Origin of the sequence: Devosia sp., assembly GCF_028290625.1 — a bacterium.
Classification (GTDB): domain Bacteria; phylum Pseudomonadota; class Alphaproteobacteria; order Rhizobiales; family Devosiaceae; genus Devosia.
Genome location: NZ_JAQGJM010000027.1, coordinates 15797 through 34152, shown reverse-complemented (window position 1 = coordinate 34152; position 18356 = coordinate 15797). Strand labels below are relative to the sequence as shown.

The window sequence follows — 18356 nt, the reverse complement described above, 5'->3', positions numbered from 1 at the left end:
AATGGTGAGACTATGCGATCGATCAGCCCGCAAGCGGCACGTATCGCCACGCCATTGATTTCAGTGGTCATGGCCAATTATCAGGCGGGCGACAAGCTCGTTCCGGCCATGCAGTCCGTGTTGCGGCAAAGCGTGGCCGATCTCGAACTGATCGTCTGCGACGACGCCTCGGGCGACGACAGCGTCGCCATTGCCGAGCGCTTCATGCGCGATGATCCCCGCATCAGCCTGATCCGGGCCGACGCCAATGGCGGGCCGGCGCGCAGCCGCAATCGCGGGCTGGAGGTGGCGCGCGGGCAGTGGATCGCGATCGTGGACTCCGACGACATCATTCATCCCGAACGCTTCGAGCGGCTGCTGGCCGCCGCGAACTATGCGGACGCCGATATCATCGCCGACGATCTGCTGCACTTTTATGAGGATGGCGCGCAGGCCACCCTGCTGCTTCGTGCTGGGCAGGACACGCTATTTTCCGTCGATGCGGCGCAGTGGGTCGGTGCCGGTTTCGATGGCTCGGCGCCGCTAGGCTATCTCAAGCCGATGATCCGTGCTGAGGTGCTGGCCGATCTGCGCTATGACGAGAGCCTGCGCATTGGGGAGGATTATGACCTAGTGCTGCGCCTGTTGCTAGCCGGCGCCAGCATGAGCATTCTCCCGGAGCCCTATTACCTTTACCGTCGCCACAGCGGCTCGATTTCCCATCGCCTGTCGGTTGCGGATCTCGAAGCCATGCTGATCAGCCAGACGGTCATGCGGGCCTGGCTGGGCAACGTGCCTGAGGAGTTGGCGCAATCGTTCGATCGCCGGCAAGAGCAACTTGGCAACGGGCTTGCCTTCGAAGAATTGGTGGCCGCCGTCAAAGGCCGGCGTCTGGTACAGGTGGCCTCGTTGCTGGTGCGCGAGCCGCGCTTGGGCCAACGGCTATGGCAGTCGTTCAGCGAAGGCCGGCGCCGCAAGGCACAGGCGCCGCGCGTTCAACAATCGCCCGTGGCAGTGACGCTTGGGCCGTCCGGGCGGGGTGTGCCTGACTATGTCCCGGTGGACGCCGAGGACTGGACCGCTCCCCGTCAGCGCCAGGCCTGGCTTGAACTGGCCGATCTCGGCCATGGCCAACCTATCGACGTTATCTGCCTGGATGACGCGTCGCGCCATGCGGCCGGCTTCATTCCGCTGGTGCGGATACGCGAAGCGGTCGCGCAAGCCGAAGCGGAGCTGGTCAAATGATGATGCGCCAGCCCGGCCAACGCCATTACCTCACGGTCAATTTCGCCGCTGTGCTGACCTTTCTCGCTCTGGCGGCCTTGGTCCTAAACGCCATGCTGGGCTCCATGGCGGCGCTGGTCTTCATGGTCTGCGGCGGACTGCTGATCCTCACCAATATTCCCCAAAGCCTGGACAGCGTCATGCGCTGGTGGATCGTACTGCTGCTGCCGGCCTATTGCCTGCTCAGCGCGCTGTGGTCGCAATATCCCGACAATACCCTGCGCTACGGGCTGCAACTGACCTTCACGCTGGTGGTGGCGGTGGTCATTACCGGGCGCATGTCGACGACGACGCTGATGCGCGGCCTGTTCGTGGTCTATGCCATTGGCGTCGTGTTCAGCGTCGTCATCGGCCGCAATGGCGGGGCGGCCTGGCTCGGTATTTTCGGCAGCAAGAACGCCTTTGCGGCCCATATTGCGGTGTTTGCGCTGATCGCCGTGGCCATGGCGGCCGACCGTGGCGCCCATCCGCTGTTGCGGATCGGGGCCATTGGCGGCGCGCTGATCTCGGGGCCGCTGCTGATTTTGGCGCAATCGGCCGGCGCCATCATGATGGTGGTGCCCTGCGTCATCATCATCGTGCTGGTGCTGCTGACCGGGCGGTTGAGCCCGCAGCAGAAGCTTTTCCTCGGCATCTTCATGGCTATCGTGCTGGCCGCGCTGGCGCTGGTCGTTGTCACGATGGGCGATACAATACTGGCCGACGTGCTGGAGGGGTCGGGCAAGGACCCCACGCTGACCGGGCGCACGGAATTGTGGGCGACAGGGTTCAGTTTCATTGCCGAACGCCCGCTGCAGGGGCTGGGCTATCGCGCCTTCTGGGTGAGCGGCTTTGCCCCGGCCGAAGAGCTGTGGGCCATGTTCCTTGTGCCCTCGGGCGCGGGCTTTAATTTCCACAACACCTATATTTCCAACGCGGTGGAGATCGGGATGATCGGTCTGCTGCTGCAAATGATGATCATGTATGGCGGAGCCGCCATGATCGGCGCCTATGCGATGGCGCGGCCCAACCCGGCCAATGCGCTGCTGTTGGGCATGCAGGTGCTGATGATCCTGCGCAGTTTCATCGAGGTGGAAGTGTTCTTCGAGTTCTCCATCCGCTCGATGCTGGCCGTCTGCACCTTCATTTATGCGGCGCAGGGCCTGCTGACCCTGCGCGCCGAGGCGAAAGCGCGCGAGCGATCCCGCAATGTTTATCCCTACCAGCGAAAAGGACTGATCGATGCGTGAAGCCACCGCCGGCCTGGTCCAGATTCGGACCCCCACCTACAAGCGTCCCGCCGCCCTCAAGCGGGCGCTGGAATCGATGATCGCCCAGACCTGGGAAAACTGGGTCTGCGATGTTTATGATGACGACCCAGCGGCGTCGGGCCGTGCCGTCTGCGCAGCGCTGGGCGATCCGCGTATCCACTATACCCACAACGTCCCGCAGCGGTTTGCCTCGCGCAATATCGATGGCTGCTTCACCGCGGACAATCCGCGCGGTGCTGATTATTTCTGCGTGGTCGAGGACGACAATTTCATCCTGCCGACGTTTTGCGCGGAGAACATCGCGCTGTGCCAGGAGCAGGGCGTCGAGATCGTGCTGCGCAACCAGTTGGTCGAACATGCCAGCGGCACTGATGCGGCCCGGCTGAGCGAGGGCGGCGTGCTCGATGAGCTGTTCGTCGAGGGGCTCTATGACGCGCCCGATTTCCGTCTGTCGCTGCTGATCGGCATCGGGGTGTCCAATGGCGGGCTGTTCTGGTCGCGCCATGCGCGCAGCCAATTGGAAATCCAGTATGGCTGCACGGCGACCTTGCAGGAATATCTGCGCACGTTCGCCATTGCAGAGCCGGTTTACGTGGCGATGACGCCACTGGCGGTATGGGCCGAGAATGCCGAGCAGACGACGCGCAATGCGGAGCTCAAGGCGTCCTATATGCGCCGTGAACTGGACCTAAAGCGTTCGATCCAGGCGCTGCAGCGTCAGGTGTGGCACGAAGCGACACCGGCACAGCGCGCTGGCTTCATGACCAATCCACGGTTTGCGGCTTCCCCCAAGGGGAGGGCCCTTGGCGTGGCCAAGGCGCTGCTGGCACAGCCGATCGGCGATTACCTCCCGTCGCAGGATGCCTGGCGGCTGCGTGGGCGGGGGCTAGCCATTCGGCTGCTGGGTCGCGTGACGCCCGAGTTCAACACTTTTGTGCGGGAGCGCGGCGCCGTGCCGTTGTCCCATTCCTGAGCCAGTTCCTCCAGTCGGTGCGCCCATGGCGGCGATAGACGTTTTGGGCTCCGGCCCCGACCTCAACCACGTCAAGACCGGACGGGCCGGCGCGGCGATGCGCGGCGCGCTGTGGTCGATGCTGTCGAGCTTCGCGCCGGCCGCCTTCGGCATCGTGGTGTTCATGGCGACCTCGCGCGTGCTGGGGCCGTCCGAATTCGGCATTGTGGCCTTTGCCGCCAGCATTGCCACCTTCGGCATGGCAGTGGCGCCGGCTGGCTTCCGCGATGCGCTGATCCAGCGCACCTCCATCACCGCGCGCCATCTCGATGCTGTGTTCTGGCTCAGCGTCGGCTCGGCCGTGCTGATCTACTGCGTCATCGTCGCCGCGGCGCACCCCATCGCCACCGCCTACGGCGAGCCGGAACTGACACTGCTCATTCCATTCATCGGCCTGCGCGTCGTGTTCGACATGGCCGCCACCGTGCCGAACGGCCTGTTGGTCCGCGGCATGTCGTTCAAGAAGCTGGCTTTGCGCACCGCCGCCGCCTCGCTGGTCGCGGCGATTGGTTGCCTCGTGCTGCTGTGGTTCGGCTTCGGGCTTTGGGCGCTGGCCTTTTCGCAGTTGGCAACCTCGATCGTAACCTGCGTGGGCGCGCTGGTCGCCTCGCGCTGGCGGCCGGGCTTCAGTTTCGATCTCAAGGCGCTCAAGGAATTGCGCAGCTTTGGCCTGTTCGCCACCGGCAATAATTTCATCACCACGGTCAGCATCGACCAGTTGCTGATCGGCGTGTTGCTGGGGCCGGCCGGGCTGGGCATTTATGGCTTTGCCCGGCGCATCTTCCAGATCCTGACCGATCTGATTACCGGGGCGCTGAACCTGGTGTCCTATTCGCTGCTGTCCTCGATGCAGCAGGAACAGGAAAAACTGCGCGAGGCCTATCTGTTCGGCACGTTCGCGTCCTCGATCATCGCCTTCCCGGTTTTCGTCGGGTTGGCATTGATCGCGCCCGATTTCATTCCCTTCGCCTTTGGGTCGCAATGGGTCGAGGCCGTGCCGGTGGTGCAGGCATTCTGTGCGCTCGGCTTGCTCTCGGCCATCGGCGTATTGCAGGCGTCGCTGGTCAAAAGCCAGGGCCAGGCAGATCTCTGGTTCTATTACATGGCCAGCAAGATGGCGATCACGGTGCTCTACGTGTTCCTGTTCAGCGGCTGGGGCGTGAGTGCACTCACCAATGCGCTGGTCATCCAGAACTTTATCATGTGGCTGCCCACGGTACATATGGTGGTGCGGCTGCTACGGATTTCGCCCTGGGCGTATCTGGGCAGTTTTGCCCTGCCGGCGTTTGCCACGCTGATCATGCTGGGGGCGGGGATGCTGGTGCAGTATGAATTGGCGGGGAGCACCCCGCTCGTCCGGCTCGGCGCGACCATCGGGGCGTCCGGCCTTGTCTACGGGGCGGTCGTGCTGCTGCTCGGCCGCCGCAAGATGTTGGCGATCATGGCGACGCTGCAGCGGCGTAGGTAGGGCCGGGAGCCTTCACCTCTCCCTTTGGTGGAGAGGTCGGCGCGTAGCGTGAGGGGGCCTTCCCCAGGCATCACACCCAGTAAAGCTCACCTTGCCACAGCCACGGTCCTTCCCACGGGCTTGACCCGTGGGCCTTTCTCCACATGTGCCGAGCTGCCAGAGGTCCGCGGATCAAGTCCGCGGGAAGGACAGTGGATGGAAAGTTTTCCTGCCCGACGCCGCAGGTTCTATTCTTCCCAGCGGGCGAGGTGAAAGATCAACTCACCGAAACGCGGCTCTGCACGAAGTCGGACACGGCCGCTTGCGCACGTTCGGTCGCCCGGGCGATATTGCTGTCGGCGCTGAGCTGGGGTTCCAGCTTGGCCATCCGCTGCAGATGCCGGGCGGCTGAGTGGGTCAGCATGGTGTTGGGAATGCCGGCCAGTGCCGACTGGCTGATTTTGCCCACCTTGCCCTGACCACCGCCGCGGCCGGTGCGCCCGATATAGTATTCGAGAACGCTGGTGGGCTTGAGCAGGTTCATGCGCAGGTCGATATCGAGTGCGCCGGCCCAGTCGAGCCATTTCATGTGATGGCCACCATAGATCGGCTTGGCGCCGATCCAGGGTGTGCGCAGGGCATCGGCCACGATGGCGCCATGCATGGCCTCGGTGATCAACAGTTTCGCGCCACGCAACTGGCTCAGCACCTTGTCGACCGGCTCGGTGGCGTCGATCAGCGTGATCCCGGCCAGCCGGCAGGCCTCGGCCCAGTTACCGCGCTCGAGGCTCTCGTAATGCGGCATGAAGGCCACGCCGACGTCCTTGGCGGGGTCCGGCAGGTCCATGGCGCGCAGCAATACGGCGCTGTCGCAGATGGCGAGGTCCGGCGAAATCTTGAGCTTGCTGGCGGTCTGCGGCCCGCGCACGAACCGAATGTCCCAGGTGCCGTCATGCACATCGGGCAGGCCCATATAGCCTGCATAGCCCGAGCCCATGACGAATTTGCGGGCCTTGGGGTCCATCTGCGTGCCGATGATCGAGCCGATGCCGACGAACAGCTCGCTCTCATCCTCGTCGAGGAACCCCTTGGGTAGCAGAGCCGGCCACACATGCAGGTTCAGCTCATCGCCGAAATTGGGCACGGTGCCCCGGAAGAATACCAGCTTCATCAAAGCCCTCTTATTGTTACGAATTGGTGATGGTTTTGGCCATTACGGTTGCGCACACAGCACGGATTCGGGGAATGCGCAGGCTTCGCCTTGGGCGGTGAAAGCGACCCAGTCCACCTGCATGGCGATGGGGCCAGTCTGCGGGTCCATCTTGCCCATCCAGTCGGTCAGCGTATCGGTGCCCCACAGGCTGAAGAAAACGCGCTGCGGATTGGTAGGGATGGTGGTTGGGTCGCTCATGGTGCGGACCAGTTGCCCGTCGATGTAATAGCGAATCTCGCTCGGCTCCCAGGTCATGGCGAACGTGGTGAAGTCCCTATCCGAGGGATGGGGCAGGGTATGCTTCTGCCCGGAGCCAACCTTGCCATCGCCGCTCTTGCCGTTGACGAAAGTCGTGGTCTGGACGGTCGAGGTATCCTTGAGCAGGATCTCGAAATCGATCTCGTCATGCGGCTTTTTCTGTTCGGCGCCGATATAGGTGAAAAACGCCGCGTTCAGGCCCGAGCCCTTGGGCGTCTTGAGGCGCGCCTCATAGGTGCCGTAGCCATAGGCTTCCTTGGTCTGGACCTCGCCGCAGCTATATTGCCGGTCGCCCTTGGGAAGCGGCGCGAGACCCACATTGAGCATGCCGTCCACGCTTTTGACCTGGCTGGTCGACCAGGTGCAGTTCTGGTGTGCACCATTGGCCCAGCCGTCCGAAACATACCAACGCTTGGTGTCGAGAGTGTCGAAGCCGTCGTGGAAGCTGGCGCCCTGCGCCATGGCGGCCGTGGGTGCCAGTACCATCAGGATGGGGAGAAGGGCCCGCATTCGGTTCTGTATCGTCTTGGTCATGGATACGCCTTTACGCTGATCAATTGGAAGGAGCGGCCGCTGCCTGATCGGGAACGGGTGCGGCGGCCCCATCGGGCAGGGTGAGCCGGGCGACGATGACGTCGCCGGCCTGCACCGCGGTATTCATTTCGGCGCTGACTTCCGCGCCGTCGCGAACGATCGAATAGGTGTAGATCGGCAGCGATGCATTGGCCGTGGCGGTGACGCCCGAATAGACCGCGGCTTCCTGCAACAGCGCCTGCTGGTTGGTGATCTTGAGCGCCAGGGCGGCGATCTGGCCATCCACGGTCTGCCGCTCCAGCGACAGGTCCGAAATCCGTGCATCGCCCAGTTCGGCGCGTTCGCGCTCGGCGGTGCCGATATCCTGCTTGGCCTGCAGGCTCGAGGTATCCAGATCGAGCAAGCGGCTTTGTAGGTCCGCCACGCTGGTTTGGAGCGCGGTGACGCGCGAGGCCAAAGCCAGCCCGTTATCGGACAATTCGTTGATCTTGTTGAGTTGATCGCGCGCCTGCTCGAGCTGCTGCTCCATTGCGGTGCGTTTCTGCTCGAAAGTGTCGATCTCGCGATTGAGCAAGGCCACTTCTTCGTCCAGCGAGGTGGTCTGCGCGGTCATCTGGCGTTGCCGGGCCAGGAGGATCGACTGTTCGGCCGCCACCAGCGGCTGCGTGCCCTCGACCTGGGCCAGCTCCGGCGGCAGGGTCACAGTCTGCGCCCCGGCCAGTTCGGCATCGAGCCGTGCCAGCCGCACCTGCAGCCGCATATGCTCGTCCACCAGCAGGTCGAGCGCGCCCGAATTGGTCAGCAATTCGCGTTCGGGGCGGCTGGCGGCACTCGCCGCGCCGCGTTCGCCGCCCGCCAGGGTCAACGCCTTGATCACCGTCAAGCCGGGTGCGTACGGATAGGCGCCCGGGGTGCTGACATCGCCACTGACATAGACCGGCCCATAGGTGGCGATCTCGATGGTGACATTGGGGGCGACTGTCAGGCCGAGCGCCTGCTGCAATTGGGTGCCCAGCGTGGCCGCCAGTTCGGTGGTGCTCTTGCCGGCGCTCGGCATGGCGCCCACGAAGGGGAACGACGCCTGGCCATCGGCGCCGATGACATATTCGCCGCCCAAAGCCGTCAGTTCCTCGAAGGTCGACTGGCCGGCATCCCATTCCACGACTTTGACTACCAGCTTGTCGGAGATGGACAGCAGATAGGGTTCGCTGGCGGCAGTGCTGCCCACCAGCATCAGGCTGACGGCCGCAATACCCAAAAAGTGTCGCGCCGATCGCCGCGTTCGCATCGGATCGTCTCGCATGGCGTGTCCTCGCTACTGTGCTGGGCGCGATGGTCGACGCAGATGATGCCCGCAATGGGGCGAGACGCCACCTCATTTTTTTCCGCCCGCTCGCGGGTTCGTGTTCGCAAACCCCAGCATTTCTGGGCATTTCCGCGTCGCGAGGCTCGTGCTGCCCGCACAGCTCAAGGCAGACATGCGCGCCCGAAGCGGCCAAAAAGCCGGTTTCGGCGTCGTTTCAAATATGAGTTTGACACTCATATTAAATCATGATTATCTCCCTCCACAGATTGCGACGGGCTGACCTCCGCCAGTGGCGATTGCGGAATGACGGGGCTTGCTGCTGCCGTCTCCCCGGGCTGACCAAGGTCCTCAACACCTTGGTCAGCCTTTTCTTGACTAGCCCCTTTCATCTCCCCATTTGCAGTCTATCCCGGCACCGAGCGCCGGTGGGATTCCTGCTGCATGCCCGGCCACCGCCACGGCGCATTGATCTGAACCCCCCACTATGCTCTATCCCGGCCAAACCACCGGAAATCTTATGGCCGCTGCACCCCTTCTCTCGCTCCAGAATATTTCGCTGACCTTTGGCGGCACCCGCCTGCTCGAAAGCGCCGAGCTGATCGTCTCGCCGGGACAGCGCATCGCGCTGGTCGGCCGCAACGGCTCGGGCAAATCGACGCTGCTCAAGATCGCCTCGGGCGAGGTCGGCCATGATGGCGGCCTGCGCTTCCTCGAGCCCAGCGCCACCGTGCGCTATCTGCCGCAGGAGCCAGATCTGTCGGCGTTCAAGTCGACGCTGGAATATGTCGAAGGCGGCCTAGGGCCAGGCGACGATATCTATCGCGCCCAGTATCTGCTGAACTCGCTCGGACTGACCGGTGAGGAAAATCCGAAATCGCTTTCGGGTGGCGAAAACCGTCGCGCTGCTTTGGCGCGCGTGCTGGCGCCCAAGCCCGATATCCTGCTGCTCGACGAGCCCACCAACCATCTCGATCTGCCCGCCATCGAGTGGCTGCAGTCCGAACTCAATTCGATGCGCTCGGCCATGGTGCTGATCAGCCATGATCGGCGCTTCCTCAGCGATCTGACCCGCGCCACCGTCTGGCTTGACCGTGGCCTCACCCGCCGCCTCGACAAGGGTTTTTCGGCTTTCGAGGCCTGGCGTGATGTGGTGCTGGAAGAAGAAGAGCGCGACCGCCACAAGCTGGACCGCCAGATCGTGCGTGAAGAGCATTGGCTGCGCTATGGCGTGACTGCGCGCCGCAAGCGCAATGTTGGCCGTCTCGAACGGCTGGGCGATTTGCGCCAGGACCGCCGCGAACAGCGCCGTGTCACCGGCTCGGTCAATATGCAGGTTTCCGAGGGCCGCACCTCGGGAGCCCTCGTGGTGGAAGCCGAGAACATCCACAAATCCTACGGCAATCGCGTCATCGTCGGCGATTTCTCGACGCGCGTGCTGCGCGGCGACCGGATCGGTATCGTGGGCCCCAATGGCGCCGGCAAGACCACGCTGATCAAGATGCTGACCGGCCTGCTCGCGCCTGATAGCGGCAAGATCAAGCTGGGCTCGGCGCTGGAGCTGGCCATGCTCGACCAGGGCCGCGCCAAGCTGCTGCCCGAAACCCGCCTCAAGGACGCCCTGACCGGCGGCGGCAGCGACACCATCCACATCAATGGCGAACCGCGCCATGTCGTGGGCTATATGAAAGACTTCCTGTTCACCCCCGAACAGGCCAATACCCCGATCGGCAAGCTGTCGGGTGGTGAGCGGGCACGAGTCGCTCTCGCACGGGCCTTGTCACTGCCGTCGAACTTCCTGGTGCTGGACGAGCCGACTAACGATCTGGATCTGGAAACCCTCGATCTGCTCGAAGAGATGGTGTCGGACTATACCGGCACCGCCATCATCGTCAGCCATGACCGCGATTTCCTCGATCGCGTCGCCACCTCGATCATCATCGCCGAAGGCGAGGGCGTGTGGACCGAATATGCCGGTGGCTATTCTGACATGGTGGTACAGCGCGGCGAAGGCGTGAATGCCCGCGCCGCCATCACCAAGGCGCACCGCGCCGGCAAGACCGCGCTGCCGCAGACCACTTTGGCGACCGCCAAGCGCAAGATGTCCTTCAAGGAAAAGCACGCGCTGGAGACCTTGCCCAAGCAGATCGAAAAGTTCGAGGGCGAGATCAAGGTTTTGAATGCGGCGCTGGCCGATCCGAAGCTTTATGCCAAGAACCCGGACGCCTTTGCGGAGAAGTCGAAGCTGCTGGCCGCCACCGAGGCCAAGCGGGCGAAGGCGGAAGAGGAATGGTTGGAGCTGGAAGTGCTGCGGGAAGAGCTGGAGGGGTAAGAGGTCGGGGCAGGACGCTTACCTGCTCGGGCAGGAAACTTCCCCCTCTTTCCTTCCCGCGGACTTGATCCGCGGGCCTCTGGCAGCTCGGCACAAGTGGAGGAAGGCCCACGGGTCAGGCCCGTGGGAAGGTCGGTGGGTGGTGGGGCGGTAGCGCTTCGACGCAGCGCCCTAAACGCCCCTCAGTCCTTCCACTCGAACTTCGGCTCGTCCAGGTAGCTCAACCCTTCGGATTCCTCACTATTGATCTGCCGCAGCAGCAGCCTGCCCAAGTGCCGGCCGGCATTGGCGAAATCCTCGTGCACCGTATCGGCGCCGGGCTGGAACTGATCGAACAGTGGCGAGGCCTGCTTGGCCACGACGTAGGCGGTCTTGCCCACCACCATGCCGGTATCGGTCAGCCCGCCGATCACCGCCAGTGCTGAAATCTCCGAGGCGCAGATGTAGCCATCGGGCGCGTCCGGGCGCTTGGCGCGCTTGACCACATAATTGCGGATCGCGTCGGTGGGGCTGTTGATATTGACGTCGGCGGCAAATTCATAGGCGATCCCCGTCTCGGCCGCACCGCGCATAATGCCGTTCTTGAGATGCTCGGTATAGCTGAGCGCGCTGTCCGGCAGCACGATCGAGACTTTCTTGCAGCCCTTCTGCGCCAGGCGCCTGGTGGCGCCATAAGCATACGCCTCGTTGTCGAAATCGACCCAGGCATGCCGGTCCGGCCAGGAACTGCGTCCGTGGCTGACAAAGGGGAAATCGCTGTCGATCAGGAAGCGGATGCGCTCGTCGAACGGCTCGATCTTGGAGAAGATCACCCCATCAGCCATGCGGTTGCGTACGATGTGGCGGATCGGCTCCATGGGCTGCGCATTGCGGAATTGCGGCATGATGACGAGGTGATAGGCGGTGTCGCGCATCGCCTCGGTCAGCCCGGTGACGATGGACGAGCCGAAACCATAAATCTGCTCGTCCGGCTCCAGCACCAGCGAGATCACATTGGTGCGGCCGGTCTTGAGGCGCAAAGCCGCGCGGTCCGGCAGATAGCCGATTTCGGCGGCGATCTTCTGCACGCGGTCGCGCGTGTCCTGCGCCAGCTCGGGCGCGTTGTTGAGCGCGCGCGAAATGGTGGTGACCGCGAGGCCCGTCATGGTGGCGATGGTCTTGAGCGTAGGCTTGCCGGACGGCTTGACGCCGCGCTTGCGCGCAATGGGTGTGACGTCGTCTTCGGACACTGGACTTCCCCCTGTGCCGGCGATGATCGGCCGGCTGACAGTGTGCAGACATCATCAGATTGTCATCAAGAGGACAAGCAAGACATAGGATGCATCAATTCGGCCCATTCTAAGCCCCGACTAAAGTCGAGCAGGCTTTTTCATAATTGTATCGAGGTTGAGCGATCAGGGGGCTGGAAAATTGGCGCGCCTCGTCCTATCTTCGTCTGGCGCCGGACCAAGGGTCGGCGTGCGTGTTCAACCACCCAGGAGAGGAAGCAAGATGACCCCATCGACGACCTTCACCATCCATTCCGGGTGCCTGAACGTACGCATTACCCACCTGCAAAGCCTCAAACGCTGGCAAGGGATCTGTCTCTCGAAACGAATGTGACCACCGGTCACGCATTTGTCTCACAGACCCGATAAGACCCCAGCGTTGCCAGAACCGCGCCACGAATTTCGATTAAGGTCAGGTTCTCGCCGGACGCGCAAGTGGAGCATCCACCCATGCATGAATCAACTGTCGACCGGGCTTCGGCCCTACGCCCCATAGTCATCGAAGTTGCGGGCGAGCCGCAGGGCATTGTCGTGCCGCATGAAGGCGGCTACCGCTTCGTCGCCGTGCGCCTGCCCGCTTTTGCCATCGACGGCCATCAGTTCGAGACCGTCGAAAAGGCCCATTTCGCCGTCAAGGCCGCGGTGAACAAGAGTTCAGACGCGGCCTAGTCGCGCTCGGCCTGGCTGTCACCATCTCCCTGCCTCCCTCTATGGGGAGGTAGGAGGCTGGCGATCAGTCGTCGTTTGTGGCGTTCAATTCGTCGGGGTGCCGGCCCTCGCTGAGCGGCGCATGAGCGGCGATGGCGGTCTCGATGGCTTCGGCGAGCGCCTCGATATCGACACCGCTCACGCCTTGCCGCTGCAGCTCCGCGCGGATTGCCGTCGTGATACTTTCGCGGCGGCTTGCCACGACCTCGTCAGCCATTACCATCGATCGAGATCCCGTTATTGTCCACGCGCACTTCGACGCCCGGGCGGTTTTGCTGCTGGTAGGTATAGATGCCAAAGCCGACGACAGCGATGAGCAACACCGCGATCACAAGGTAAAGTCCATTCCGTTCCATGAAAGCTCCTGACGCTGCTGGATCATGATCCAACGCGCCAGAACCCAAGGGGTTCATTCTCCCGCAATGCGGCGCAGCGCCAGAACGAAGGCAGTTACCCCGAGACTCACCGAAGCGGAATTGTCGATGACGATCGGCGAGATGCCGGCCGGCACCGGCGCGCTCTCGCGTGCCAGCCGACCGGTGATCTGTTCGCGGCTCTCGCGGCCGCGCCGGGTCAACCGCTCGGCCCGCAGCGAAATCTCAGCGGTAATCAGGATCACCGAGCAATTGGGATATTTGGCGCAGGCGCCAGCCACCATATGTCGCGACACATTGGCGACCACGACCTTGCCCAGCGCGATATCGGTCTCGACACTCAGCGGCAAGGCGTAGCGCAGGCCATGGGCTTCCCAGCTCAGCGCAAAGCGATCAGCCGCCTCCAGGGCGATGAAGGTTTGCAGATCGAGGCTATCGTGGTCCTCGACCTCCACATGGGCCTGGCGGGTGACAATGCGGCGCACGAAGACGTATTGCTTGTCCGCATCCAGCGCCTGCTTGGCCCCGGCGATCAGCGTGTCCTTGCCGACCCCGGAAGGGCCGACCACCAGCACCAGCGCCCCCAGTGGCCTTGCCATCGCCTAGCTCACCCTCTTGCCCTGTCGCCACACCGCCCGCACTACTGGCGTGCCGCCGATAAGCCGCACTCGCACCAGGTCGGCGCGCTTGCCCACGGCGATCTCGCCGCGATCGTCCAGCCCGGCCGCGCGCGCCGGATTGCCCGTCACCATGGCCAAAGCCTTGGCAAGGCCAAAACCCTCGATCCGCTCCGGCAGCAGGAACGCCGCCTGCAGCAGGGCGAACGGCACGTAGTCGGAGCTTAGAATATCCATCATGCCCGCCCGCACCAGGTCGGTGGCGGAGATATTGCCCGAATGTGACTTGCCGCGTACCACGTTCGGCGCGCCCATCAGGATTGCAAGCCCTGCATCATGGGCCGCCGCCGCCGCTTCCAGCGTGGTGGGGAATTCGGCGATGCGCACGCCGTCCTCGACGCCCTCTTCGACGTGGGCGAGCGTGGCGTCATCATGGCTGGCCAGCGCCAGGCCAAGCTCCTTGGCGCGTCGCGCAATGGCCTTGCGATGGGGCGTCGAGTAGCGCGCCTGTTCGGCCAGTCGGTCGGCCACATAGGCGTCGCCTTCGGCCTCGGTGCCGCCCATCTGCTTTTTGTAGAACAGCTTATAGGCCTCGATCGAGGTGAACTGCCGCTGTCCCGGTGTATGGTCCATTACCGAGGCAAGGCGCGTGGTCGGGTGGTCGGCAAAGGCCTCGAAATGCTCCAGCACGTCGTGGCTGGGCAATTCGCAGCGCAGGTGGATGAAATGCTCGATGCGTAGCCGGTCGTCGTCGCGCGCGGTGCGGATGGCCTGCACCAGCTTTTCGGCATGGGGCTTCATGTCGGGCACATCGAGGTCCGAGCCGATGCGCACCGCGTCGAACACTGTGGTGATGCCCGAGCCGGCAATCTGCACGTCATGGGCATGCAGCGCCGCCATCGGGTCCCAGAACACGCTGGGCCGCGGCCGATAGTGATTCTCCAGATGGTCGGTATGCAGTTCGACCAGCCCGGCGATGAGATAGTCGCCCTCGAAATCCTCGCCGACCGATGTCGCACCGTCATCAACGGCTGCGATCAACCCGTCTTCGGCGTTGAGCGAACCCTCGATGACGCGGTCGGCCAGCACGATCCTTGCATTGCGAAAGCTGGCCATCAGCGCACCGAACCCAGCATGAATTCGGCAGTGCGGATGAAGGGGCGGCCGCGCTCGGGCTCCTCGAACAGCGTCAGCCGGTCGAGCAGCATGTTCTGCTCAAGCAGCGGGCCGAACCAAGTGGTGGCCGCCGCGAACAGCTCGTCGCGGTCCGTCGCGCTCAAGCGGTCGGTCAGCGTCATATGCAGTTGGAATTCCTCGAACACATAGGGATAGCCGTAGCCGTCCAGCAGTTCCTCCTGCCGCGGCGTCAATCCCCTGGCGACCCGAGCCGCCCGGTCCTTGATGCTCATCGGCGCGCGGAACGGCTCGAAGGTTTCCACCACATGGGCGGCGAAATCCTGCAGCGCCTCGCTGCGTTCAGCCGGCACCAGCGCGATGAACCCGTCGATCAGCGCCAGCGTCATCCGGCCCATATCAACCGGCTCGTGCTTGGCCGCAAAAGCCTGCAACGCAGCGTGCAAATCCTCGGGCAGGGCGCCATCCACCAGCGCCATCGGCGCCTTGATGGTGGCGTGAAAGCCGTAGCGGTTGGCCGATTGTGTCAGGTTCAGCAGCCGGTCGCGGTCGATTCCCGCCACGGGCCCGTCGAACGGATCGCCGGTCGCCGCATCCCGGCCCAGCCAGGTTGAAGCCTTCTCCCACAGGGAGCCCGTTACCCCCGGGGCATGATAAATCGCATAACGTTCGGCCATTGCTACTCCAGACGGGCTCGATTACCCGGCAAACATGTCGGTCCCGTGTCAGTTCATCCAAGCTTGGCTGGACAGCCTTGCGGCTTGCCCCCTATCGTCTGGCTACCCTTGCCCCGACCGAATCGCAAGCCGGAGACCGCAATGGATCGCTCCTTGCTCGACGCATTGTTCGCTCGTGCTGTCGCCAAAGCTCAGCCCGCCCTTGCCGTGCGCCTCAATCTTCCGCCCAAGCCGCGCGGCCGTACCGTCGTGGTGGGCGCCGGCAAGGCCTCGGCCCAGATGGCCCAAGCGTTCGAAGCGGCCTGGGATGGCCCGCTCTCCGGCCTCGTCGTCACCCGCTACGGCTACGGAGCCACCTGCCGGCAGATCGAAATCGTCGAGGCCGCCCATCCGGTGCCCGACGAAGCCGGCTATCTGGCCGCGCGGCGCATCATGGAAACCGTGTCCGGCCTCAGCGCCAATGATCTGGTCGTCGCCTTGATTTCGGGCGGTGGCTCGGCGCTGCTGCCGGCGCCGGCGCTTGGCCTGACGCTGGAAGACGAGCAGGCCATCAACCGGCAATTGCTGGCCTCGGGCGCGCCCATCGGCGTCATGAACCTGATTCGCAACCAGTTCTCCACCATCAAGGGCGGACGGCTGGCGGCCCATGCGGGCCCGGCCCGCGTCGCCACGCTGGTGGTTTCCGACGTGCCCGGTGATGATCCCGCCGTGGTTGCCTCCGGCCCCACCATTGCGCTCACCGGCACGCGCGAGCTGGCGCGCAAATATGCCACGCTTTATCGCCTGGCTTTGCCACCCGCCGCCGCGGCGTTGCTCGAAGGCGACGGCAATCCGGCGCCGTTGGCCGACGCGCCGGGCTTTGCGGCCAATACCGTGCGCACCATCGCGTCGGCCGCCTTGTCGCTGGAGTCGGCCGCCGACCTGGCGCGCAGCCAGGGTGTCGAGGCCGCCATCCTGTCCGACAGCATCGAGGGCGAGGCGCGTGACGTGGCGCAGGTTCATGCCGCCATTGCGCGCGAAATTTCCGCCCGCAACCGCCCGTTCAGGAAACCAGTCGTGGTGCTATCGGGCGGCGAAACCACCGTCACCCTGCGCGGCAAGGGCCGTGGCGGGCGCAATGCCGAGTTCCTCTTGGCCTTCGCCATCGCCATCGACGGCACTGAAGGCATCAGTGCGCTGGCGGCCGATACCGATGGCATCGATGGCTCGGAGGACAATGCCGGCGCCTATGCGGACGGCACCACCGCCACCCGCCTGCGCAAGGCCGGCATCGATCCGCTCGGGGCGCTGGCTAATAACGACGCCTATTCGGCCTTCGCCGCTATCGGCGACCTGCTGGTGACCGGGCCGACGGGGACCAATGTGAATGATTTCCGGGCGATTTTGATCCGGTAGGCCGCGACGATCGAGCGCCTTCGATCTAGTAACCCTCCTCCCTTGTGGGGAGGCAAATCGACTGCTGGGCTAGCTTCCCATCACCCATTCGATCTGCTTTGCTCTGCCTTGCAAAACAGGGGAGGTGCATTGATGGCAAAGGCGAAGGCAACCGGCATTGGCGGCGTCTTCTTCCGCGCCCGCGACCCCAAGGGGCTCGCCTCCTGGTACGAGATCCATCTCGGCATTGGCAATTACTGGAGCCAGGACGCCGGCATGACGGTCTTTGCGCCCTTTTTTGCAGATACCGATTATTTCCCCATCCACAAGCAATGGATGATCAATTTTCGCGTCGATGATCTGGATGCGCTGATGGCCCAGCTGGCCGCCACCGATATCGCCATCGAGACCCGCGCCGAATGGGATACGCCCGAGACTGGGCGCTTCGCGCGCATTGCCGATCCCGAAGGCAACCAGATCGAACTGTGGCAGCCGCCCGCGGACTGAGCGGCGCAAACTGGCTTCCAATCGCGCCCCCGATCTGCTCTATCCTCCGCCAAAACCCGAGGGGAGCTAAGTCATGGCCAAACGTAAGATCGCCGTCATCGGCGTGGGCAAGATCGCGCAGGACCAGCATCTGCCGGTGATCGACAAATCTGAGGATTTCGAACTCGCTGCCACCGTGTCAACGCGCGGCCTGGGCCACAATGGCAAGCCGGTGTTCAAGACCCCGGCCGAGCTTTATGCCGCCATGCCCGAGATTGACCTGGTCGCCATCTGCACCCCGCCCGGCATTCGCCATCAATATGTCCGCGAGGCGCTCGACGCCGGCAAGGACGTGATGATGGAAAAGCCGCCCACCACTACCATTTCCGAACTCGATGACCTTGTGGCCTATGCCAAGAGCCTAGACCGCGTGCTGTTCCAGACCTGGCACAGCCAGTACAATCTGGCGGTCGACCGCACTCGCGATATCCTGGCCGCCGATGGGGTCAAGTCCGTGCGCATCGACTGGCGCGAAAGCGTGCGCAAATGGCATCCGGGCCAGGACTGGGTCTGGGAGCCCGGCGGGTTCGGCGTCTGCGATCCGGGCATCAACGCGCTCTCGATCTTCACCAAGGTCATGCCGTTCCCGGTCTTCGTGCAAAGCTCGAAGCTGACCTTCCCGGTCAATAAACAGACTCCGGTCGATGTGGAGATCGTGTTCAAGTCCGGCCAGATTCACCAGCCCACCATGAGCGCCGGCTTCAACTGGCTCGAAGAGAGCGGCGAGATCTGGACCATCGCTTTCGAGACCGTGGCGGGCGACAGCCTCAAGCTGGAAAAAGGCGGCACGGTGCTGCGCGTCAATGACGAGATCATCGTAGAGGCGCCGTCCGAAGAATATGAGCGTATCTACGAGCGTTTTGCCGTGCTGTTGGACAATCACGAAAGCGATGTCCACGCCGCCCCGCTGCGGCTGGTCGCCGACGCGTTCCTGCTGGGTGCGCGGGTGAACGCCGAGCCGTTTGAGTGGTAGGCTAAGCCCCCTCATCCGGCGCTGGCGGGCCACCTTCTCCCACAAGGGAGAAGGGGAGCTCCACTCCTGCCAC

18 protein-coding genes are annotated in these 18356 nt (G+C 63.8%); 9 read left to right on the top strand and 9 right to left on the bottom strand.

What is annotated here, in order from left to right; translation table 11 throughout:
• Positions 1 to 12 precede the first annotated feature (12 nt).
• From JWR51_RS14410 to JWR51_RS14395, 4 genes are read left to right on the top strand one after another with little or no spacing between them, the layout of a single operon-like run.
• The gene (locus JWR51_RS14410) at positions 13 to 1224 is read left to right on the top strand and encodes a glycosyltransferase family 2 protein (protein ID WP_299748678.1); all 1212 of its coding nucleotides are present in this window, start codon (positions 13 to 15) and stop codon (positions 1222 to 1224) included.
• A complete protein-coding gene (locus JWR51_RS14405; protein WP_299748675.1) occupies positions 1221 to 2492 on the top strand; it encodes an O-antigen ligase family protein in 1272 nt (423 codons plus the stop codon). Before JWR51_RS14410 ends, JWR51_RS14405 begins: the two co-directional genes overlap by 4 nt.
• A complete protein-coding gene (locus JWR51_RS14400; protein ID WP_299748672.1) occupies positions 2485 to 3486 on the top strand; it encodes a glycosyltransferase in 1002 nt (333 codons plus the stop codon). The genes JWR51_RS14405 and JWR51_RS14400 overlap by 8 nt, the downstream gene beginning before the upstream one ends.
• A gap of 25 nt (positions 3487 to 3511) precedes the next feature.
• A complete protein-coding gene (locus tag JWR51_RS14395; protein ID WP_299748669.1) occupies positions 3512 to 4993 on the top strand; it encodes a lipopolysaccharide biosynthesis protein in 1482 nt (493 codons plus the stop codon).
• A 256-nt stretch (positions 4994 to 5249) separates the two neighbouring features.
• On the opposite strand, the gene JWR51_RS14390 is transcribed toward JWR51_RS14395, so the two are convergent.
• Genes JWR51_RS14390 through JWR51_RS14380 form a run of 3 tightly spaced genes read right to left on the bottom strand, consistent with a single transcriptional unit; the run spans position 5250 to position 8280 of the window.
• The gene (locus tag JWR51_RS14390; RefSeq protein ID WP_299748666.1) at positions 5250 to 6143 is read right to left on the bottom strand and encodes a polysaccharide pyruvyl transferase family protein; all 894 of its coding nucleotides are present in this window, start codon (positions 6141 to 6143) and stop codon (positions 5250 to 5252) included.
• A gap of 42 nt (positions 6144 to 6185) precedes the next feature.
• Positions 6186 to 6977: a family 16 glycosylhydrolase gene (locus JWR51_RS14385; RefSeq protein WP_299748663.1), complete on the bottom strand. Its 792-nt coding sequence runs from the start codon at positions 6975 to 6977 to the stop codon at positions 6186 to 6188.
• A 19-nt stretch (positions 6978 to 6996) separates the two neighbouring features.
• A complete protein-coding gene (locus JWR51_RS14380; RefSeq protein WP_299748660.1) occupies positions 6997 to 8280 on the bottom strand; it encodes a polysaccharide biosynthesis/export family protein in 1284 nt (427 codons plus the stop codon).
• A gap of 520 nt (positions 8281 to 8800) precedes the next feature.
• Between JWR51_RS14380 and JWR51_RS14375 the strand changes: the two genes are divergently transcribed.
• Complete coding sequence (locus JWR51_RS14375) at positions 8801 to 10612, top strand: ATP-binding cassette domain-containing protein (RefSeq protein WP_299748657.1); 1812 nt, start codon at positions 8801 to 8803, stop codon at positions 10610 to 10612.
• 182 nt (positions 10613 to 10794) lie between these two features.
• Here the strand turns inward: JWR51_RS14375 and JWR51_RS14370 are convergent, their stop codons facing one another.
• Entirely contained in the window at positions 10795 to 11841 is a 1047-nt protein-coding gene (locus JWR51_RS14370) for a LacI family transcriptional regulator (RefSeq protein ID WP_299748654.1), read from the bottom strand.
• Positions 11842 to 12330: 489 nt separating this feature from the next.
• Between JWR51_RS14370 and JWR51_RS14365 the strand changes: the two genes are divergently transcribed.
• Entirely contained in the window at positions 12331 to 12549 is a 219-nt protein-coding gene (locus JWR51_RS14365) for a hypothetical protein (protein ID WP_299748651.1), read from the top strand.
• A 64-nt stretch (positions 12550 to 12613) separates the two neighbouring features.
• Here JWR51_RS14365 and JWR51_RS14360 read toward each other — a convergent pair whose 3' ends face one another.
• From JWR51_RS14360 to JWR51_RS14340, 5 genes are read right to left on the bottom strand one after another with little or no spacing between them, the layout of a single operon-like run.
• The gene (locus JWR51_RS14360; protein ID WP_299748648.1) at positions 12614 to 12805 is read right to left on the bottom strand and encodes a hypothetical protein; all 192 of its coding nucleotides are present in this window, start codon (positions 12803 to 12805) and stop codon (positions 12614 to 12616) included.
• A complete protein-coding gene (locus JWR51_RS14355; RefSeq protein WP_299748646.1) occupies positions 12798 to 12944 on the bottom strand; it encodes a hypothetical protein in 147 nt (48 codons plus the stop codon). Before JWR51_RS14355 ends, JWR51_RS14360 begins: the two co-directional genes overlap by 8 nt.
• A 53-nt stretch (positions 12945 to 12997) precedes the next feature.
• The gene (gene phnN / locus JWR51_RS14350) at positions 12998 to 13561 is read right to left on the bottom strand and encodes a phosphonate metabolism protein/1,5-bisphosphokinase (PRPP-forming) PhnN (protein WP_299748644.1); all 564 of its coding nucleotides are present in this window, start codon (positions 13559 to 13561) and stop codon (positions 12998 to 13000) included.
• Between the two features lie 3 nt (positions 13562 to 13564).
• A complete protein-coding gene (locus JWR51_RS14345; protein WP_299748642.1) occupies positions 13565 to 14695 on the bottom strand; it encodes an alpha-D-ribose 1-methylphosphonate 5-triphosphate diphosphatase in 1131 nt (376 codons plus the stop codon).
• On the bottom strand, positions 14695 to 15390 hold the full coding sequence (locus tag JWR51_RS14340; RefSeq protein ID WP_299748640.1) for a DUF1045 domain-containing protein: 696 nt from the start codon (positions 15388 to 15390) through the stop codon (positions 14695 to 14697). Before JWR51_RS14340 ends, JWR51_RS14345 begins: the two co-directional genes overlap by 1 nt.
• 141 nt (positions 15391 to 15531) lie before the next feature.
• Here JWR51_RS14340 and JWR51_RS14335 point away from each other — a divergent pair, with 141 nt between their 5' ends.
• The 3 genes from JWR51_RS14335 (at position 15532) to JWR51_RS14325 (ending at position 18283) form a co-directional block, all read left to right on the top strand.
• Complete coding sequence (locus JWR51_RS14335) at positions 15532 to 16785, top strand: glycerate kinase (protein WP_299748638.1); 1254 nt, start codon at positions 15532 to 15534, stop codon at positions 16783 to 16785.
• Between the two features lie 132 nt (positions 16786 to 16917).
• On the top strand, positions 16918 to 17271 hold the full coding sequence (locus tag JWR51_RS14330) for a VOC family protein (RefSeq protein WP_299748636.1): 354 nt from the start codon (positions 16918 to 16920) through the stop codon (positions 17269 to 17271).
• Positions 17272 to 17344: 73 nt separating this feature from the next.
• On the top strand, positions 17345 to 18283 hold the full coding sequence (locus JWR51_RS14325; RefSeq protein WP_299748633.1) for a Gfo/Idh/MocA family oxidoreductase: 939 nt from the start codon (positions 17345 to 17347) through the stop codon (positions 18281 to 18283).
• Positions 18284 to 18356 lie beyond the last annotated feature (73 nt).